This is a genomic window from Luteimonas sp. RIT-PG2_3, assembly GCF_054902115.1.
Genome location: NZ_JBUBPF010000005.1, coordinates 437,531 through 443,625 on the forward strand (window position 1 = coordinate 437,531; position 6,095 = coordinate 443,625).

At 67.1% G+C, this 6,095-nt stretch carries 4 protein-coding genes and 1 pseudogene; 3 read left to right on the forward strand and 2 right to left on the reverse strand.

The features are described from left to right. Nucleotides 1-62 precede the first annotated feature (62 nt). Together ACYX7E_RS11110 and ACYX7E_RS11115 are read left to right on the forward strand one after the other, a co-directional pair. Nucleotides 63-1,133, forward strand: coding sequence for an aldo/keto reductase (locus ACYX7E_RS11110; RefSeq protein ID WP_462080626.1), 1,071 nt, complete (start codon nucleotides 63-65; stop codon nucleotides 1,131-1,133). 3 nt (nucleotides 1,134-1,136) lie between these two features. Then, nucleotides 1,137-1,670: a nuclear transport factor 2 family protein gene (locus tag ACYX7E_RS11115; protein WP_462080627.1), complete on the forward strand. Its 534-nt coding sequence runs from the start codon at nucleotides 1,137-1,139 to the stop codon at nucleotides 1,668-1,670. A gap of 76 nt (nucleotides 1,671-1,746) precedes the next feature. On the opposite strand, the gene ACYX7E_RS11120 is transcribed toward ACYX7E_RS11115, so the two are convergent. Together ACYX7E_RS11120 and ACYX7E_RS11125 are read right to left on the reverse strand one after the other, a co-directional pair. Next, complete coding sequence (locus tag ACYX7E_RS11120) at nucleotides 1,747-2,280, reverse strand: hypothetical protein (protein ID WP_462080628.1); 534 nt, start codon at nucleotides 2,278-2,280, stop codon at nucleotides 1,747-1,749. A 195-nt stretch (nucleotides 2,281-2,475) separates the two neighbouring features. After that, complete coding sequence (locus ACYX7E_RS11125; RefSeq protein ID WP_462080629.1) at nucleotides 2,476-3,492, reverse strand: L,D-transpeptidase; 1,017 nt, start codon at nucleotides 3,490-3,492, stop codon at nucleotides 2,476-2,478. A gap of 474 nt (nucleotides 3,493-3,966) precedes the next feature. On the opposite strand from ACYX7E_RS11125, the pseudogene ACYX7E_RS11130 reads away from it, so the two are divergent. Continuing rightward, nucleotides 3,967-6,095, forward strand: a pseudogene (locus ACYX7E_RS11130) (hypothetical protein); the annotation flags it as partial.

Sequence of the window (6,095 nt, forward strand, 5' to 3'; positions counted from 1 at the left end):
CGCCAGCAGATCCCGTTGCCGCCACTTCCTTCGCACACCTCACACACCTGGAGAAGGCGATCATGAGCTTCGCAACTTCGCTCGACCATTACCGGCTGCTCGGCCGCTCCGGCCTCCGGGTCTCGCCGCTGTCGCTCGGCACGATGACCTTCGGTTCCGACTGGGGCTGGGGTGCCGATGAAGCGGAAGCGCGGCGCATCTTCGATGCCTACGTGGATCGCGGCGGCAACTTCATCGACACCTCGGTCAACTACACCAACGGCGCCTCCGAGCGGATCCTCGGCGGCCTGGTGAAATCCAGGCGCGACCGAGTGGTGCTGGCCACAAAATTCACGATGGCGCGCGATGCGTCCAACATCAATTCGGGCGGCAACCACCGCTTCAACCTGGTGCGCTCGCTGGAGACCAGCCTGCGCCAGCTTGGGACCGATCGCATCGACCTGATGTACGTCCACGCCTGGGACTTCACCACCCGGCCCGATGAAATCATGCGCGCGCTCGACGACCTGGTGCGTGCCGGCAAGATCCTTTACCTCGGGATCTGCAACACGCCGGCCTGGCGCGTCGCCGAGTTGCAGACGCTTGCGGACCTGCGCAGCTGGTCGCCACTGGTTGCACTGCAGATCGAATACAGTCTGGTCGAGCGCACCGTCGAGCATGAACTGCTGCCGATGGCGCAGGCCCTGGGCCTGGGCGTACTGCCGTGGTCGCCATTGGGTGGCGGCATCCTGACCGGCAAATACGGCGCTGCGGACCTGTCCGACGACAACGGCGCCGACGTCGCGAGCAACCGCAGGGGCGTGATCGCATCGACGGGACATCTGAACCGGCGCTCGTTGCAGATCGCCGAGGTCGTTGGCGTGGTGGCGGACGAACTGGGCGTCTCGCGTTCGCAGGTTGCGATCGCCTGGACGCTGGCCAACCCCGCGGTCGTTTCGCCGATCATCGGTGCACGCACGCTGCAGCAGGCCGAAGACAACCTGGACGCGGTCAGCGTGGTGCTCAGCGAAGACCAGTTGGCCCGACTGGACCAGGCCAGCGCGCCCGCGCCGATCTTCCCGGCCCGCTTCATCGGCCGGCCAATGGCGCAGCAACTGATCTTCGGCACGTCCACGCTGACCGGGCGGAGTTAGCGCATGACCACCCGCTTCCAAGCCTGGACGATGGGTTTGCTGATCGGCGCGACCTCCCTCGCCTGCGCGCCGTGGATGTCCATCGCGATCGCGTCCGACACCGATGCACAGCCCCTGTACAACAAACAACGGGTCAGCGAAGCCTTCGATCGCTGGGCCGGCGGAGGTTCCGACGTCTTCGGCAAGCTGCTGTCGCCCGACGTCGTCTGGACGATCGCGGGTTCCGGCACGACCGCAGGCGTGTATCGCGGGCTCGACGATTTCAATACGCGCGCGGTACAGCCCTTCGTCAGTCGCCTGCGGACGCCGCTGCGCCCGATCGCCACGCAGGTCTGGGCGGACGGCGACCACGTCATCATCCACTGGACCGGAGAGGCGGTGGCCCGCGACGGTCAACGCTATCGGAACGACTACGCCTGGATCTTCCGCATGCAGGGCGGCCAGGCGGTCGAAGTCACTGCATTCCTCGACCTGGCGCCCTACGAGGACGTCATCCGTCGCATCCCCGGTGCGCCCGACAGCGCTGAAGCGCGGTGACGACGGCCGCCGGATGTCCATCGCCACGCCCGGAAAGTCGGGCCGTGGCGAACGGGTTCAACCCGACAGATGTCGCTCAGAAGCGGTTCCGGTCCGGCTCCACGGCCGTGCAGCTTCCCTCGAACTTCTCCAGGCCCTGGACGCGGATGTGGCCGCTGCGGCGGTCGATGTCCACGGTCGGCGCGTTGAGTCCATTGAACTTGTAGGAGGCCTGTATGCGATCGGGCGTGATCCTCAGGTCATGCAAGGGCCACCAGCCGTTGCTCCCGCCACTCGAAATCGGAGGCACCATGCGCTTTGCCGGACGGATACTGCCCGCGCCGTCGTGGATCTCCACCTGCACGTCGGCTTCCATCTGTTCGCGGCTGTACGCATAGCCCGACTGCTGCACGTACTTGTGCTGCTTCTGATCCCATTCGTAACCGTAGGTGCTGTGGGCCGACAGATGTTCGCCGACACCGGTGCAGATGAGATCGAAATCGGTCCTGTCGGCCGCCTGCGCATGCGCCTCATGCGCCTGGAGCGCATCGGGCTCGGCGCGTGCAGGCGACATCAGTGCGAGGGCAGCCGCCAGGGACCATGCGGACACGATGATCGGATGCGGTTTCATGGCGAAGCCTCCATGTGGATGGGGCGGGAAGTGGATGGAGTCGAGAACGGGCGCCTGTCCAAGCCTTGCGTCGCAGCCTGGACCCGGCCGCGATCCAAGGCTCCCCTGCCCCTGTGCGACCCTGCCCCCATTGCCGTGAAGAACGGATGCAAAGCCTCGCTGCGGTCACGCATGGGCCGCTGCGACGCCAGTACGCTAGAGGGCGGGCGGGTCCGAGTTCAGCACCTGCAACTGGGCACCGGTGGTCTCCGCAAGCACATGCTGATCGGTCTGCAGCAGCACTACCCCGGGCTGCAGCAAGGGCGTGACGAGGCTCACGAAGGCCTGCGGCACCTCCAGCCGCGCGGCCTCTTGCGGCGTCACGCTGAGGCCGGCCTCCTGCTCGTGCCCGGGGATGCCGATCCTGATCCAGGCAGGCGCCTGGTCGGCCCCGCGGCTCGCCGACACCATGTAGGCATGCGTGCCCTGCGGAACCGGTCCATTGCGGAAATCGATGCGGGCGCGACCGACCTCGATGCCGTTGCGGAACACGAACAGGCGCCGGTCGATCGTACTCATGACCATCGAGATCGGACCGGTGGGTGCCTTCTGCGGCTCCCATCGGAAGGCCTCGCCCGCAGCGAGCAAGGCGTCCGTATCGACGGCACCGGTCGCCGGATCGATCGGGCTCGCGACCGCCGGATGCACCAGCACCGAGGGCGAGGTGCCTTCCTTCGCGATCACCACGACCATGCCCATGTTGGTGGCATCGAACAGCAGCCGCGCGAACTCCGACGGCAGGTGTACGCAACCGTGGGATTCGGGATAGCCCGGCAGCCCGCCGGCATGCAGCGCGACACCATCCCAGGTCAGGCGTTCCTGGTAGGGCATCGGCGCGTCGTTGTACTTGCTGGAGTGGTGATCCTTGTCCTTCTGCAGAATGGTGAACACGCCGGTGGGCGTCTCGTGCCCGGGCTTGCCCGTGCTCACGGTCGACACGCCGATCAGCAATCCGTTGCGATAGGCGTACGCGCGTTGCTCGGTCAGGCTGACAACCACCGCCATCGGCCCCAGCGCCTTGGCGTCGCCGCCCCAGATCCACTCGCCCGGGTGCAGCGCCGCAGGCGGCGTGTCTGCGGGACTCGACACCTTGGCGCCCCAGAACGGCGCGGCAAGACCGGGGATCGGCAGCAGGCCCAGCAACAGCAGGCAGGCACAGGCAAAGCGGATCATGACGTTGGCGTCCCGGCGGATGGATGGCGGAGGAAAAAAGCCCCTGGCAGCGCAGGTGCCGCCGCGCTGATCGACAGCCTCCGGTGCGCCTCTGCGCAGACAGATTACTGCGGCACGGAGCATCGGTCGATTGCGGCGGCCATCGCCATGCAGGCAGGCCCCGCGAGATGCCGGGTGTCGATGTGACGCTTCCGCGATGCATGGCGCACTGCGATGCCAATGCGTGACGTACGTCATACCTCGTTGCTGGCAACCGGAAGCGGCGACGCGTGAAGGCGCGTCGATGTCGATGGCCTCCGCGTGAAATCACGAAGTCTTCACCTGTGCGTCGGGGACATTAGCCAGCGTTGCGCGCGCGATGCGCACTGACGGCTTACCCGGCGACCTTCTTCTTGCGAGAGGCGGCAGCATGGCAACCAGACGCGCTACATTCTTCTCAGCATCACGATTTTCAGCAGCGTGCCTTTCAGCGGCATGCTCTTCCACGCCAGGCTGTTCTACGACTGCACCCGCTGTCGCCTGCTCGGGCGCAGCCCCGTGATCGGCCGGCGCTCGCCGCTGTTCGCGGCACTGGGACTGGCACTGTCGCTGCCCGGTACGGCATTCGCGGACTGCAGCTCGACCACGCCCGACACCGGCGAAAGCGTCACCTGCACGCCGGCCGCGCCCAATCCCTCCACGCAGGGCGTCGTCGCACAGCCCGGTAGCAGCGGTGTCGGCGTCGATATCGCCAGCGGCACCCTGCTGGACGTGGCGACCGGTCCGGGCGTGCATCTGCGTTCGGACAGCCGCGTCGACAACGCCGGCACCATTACCCTGCTTGCAGGCAACAGTTGGGATGCGCTGTTCGCCGATGGCAACGGCAATACCCTGCTCAATCGCGGCAGCCTGACAACTGCTGGCGCGACCGCAGACGGCATCCAGGTCAACGGCAGCAACAACACACTGACCAATGCCGCCGGCGCCACCATCGCGACCAGCGGCAGCAATGCCAACGGCCTGCTGTCCGCGGGCGGCACCGGCAACACCCTGGTCAATGCCGGCAGCATCACGACGACCGGCGCGGGCTCGGCAGGCATCCGTGCGCAGGGCGGGAGCGGATTTACGCTACTCAATACCGGCAGCCTGCGTGTCGAAGGCAGCGGTTCGGTGGGCGTGCTCAGCGATTCGGGAGGGGTGCTGAGCAATGAGGGCAGCATCTTCTCGGTCTCCGGCATCGGGGTGTCGTTCACCGGCAGCGCGGACACCACGCTGATCAATCGCGGCAGCATCCGCGGCGCAACGCAGGCGGTCGCATCCGGCGCCGGCAACGACCGCCTCGACATGCAGGGTGGGCAGCTCACCGGAACGGTCAGCCAGGGCGCCGGCAACGACAGCCTGGTCGTCAGCGCGGGCACGATGGGCGCGGTCGACCAGGGCGATGGCATGGACTCGGCCCGCATCCTCGGCGGCACCGTCAACGGCACGATCCAGCAGGGCGCGGGCATCGACGATTTCTTCATGTCCGGCGGCGAAATCGGTGCATTGCTGCAGGGCGATGCGCTGGACACCTTCCTGATGACGGGCGGGCGCATCGTCGGCGCCTTCGACGACGGCGACTATGCCGTGATGACCGGCGGACGCATCGGCCGCGTCAACATGAAACTGGACGACAACACCTTCGACATGTCGGGCGGCACCATCGACGGCAACCTGGTCACCGGCTTCGGCCGCGACATCATCCGCCTGTCCGACGGCTACATCGGCGGCAACATCAGCGTCAGCGGAGGCAACGACGCGGTCACTGTCGCCGGCGGTACGGTGCGCGGCGAAATCCGGCTCAGCTTCGGCGACGACCTCTTCGCGTGGAACGGCGGTGGCGTCGTCTACGGTGCCATCGACCTGGGCGAAGGCACCGACATCGCGACGCTGTCCAGCCTCAACCAGTCGCACCTGGGCGCAACGCCGCTGGTCGACGGCGGCGCGGGCATCGATGCCCTGTCCTTCGACAACGTCACCACCGACAACATCGCGCGCTTCCGCAACTGGGAGTCGGTCGTTGCACGCGACGATACCGAACTGACCTTCGATGGCGACCTCGTGCTCGGCGATGCGGGCACCGGCACCGGCACGCTGGAGCTCGATGCCAGCAGCACGCTGTTCGCAGGCGCCGGCGCGCAGGCCGCCGTCACTCCGTTCAATGCCGGGCAATGGGTCACGTTCACCAACGCCGGGCGCATCGACCTGAGCAATGGCACCTCCGGCGCGACCGACACCTTCACCATCGTCGGCAACTACATCGGACAGAACGCCGCGCTGTACCTGCAGACGGAGCTGGGCGCGGACGATTCGGCGTCCGACCGGCTGGTCATCGCCGGCGGCAACGCCAGCGGCACGACCGGCCTGGGCATCCTCAATCTCGGCGGCAGCGGCGGACAGACCGTCCTCGACGGCATCCTGGTCGTCGAATCGCTGCAGGGCGCCACCTCCACGGGCAATGCGTTCGCGTTGATGTCGCCGGTCGCAGCGGGCGCCTTCGAGTACTTCCTGTTCAAGGGCGGCATCAGCGACGGCACGGCGGAGAACTGGTACCTGCGTTCGACGATCGTCGCGCCCCCGCCCCC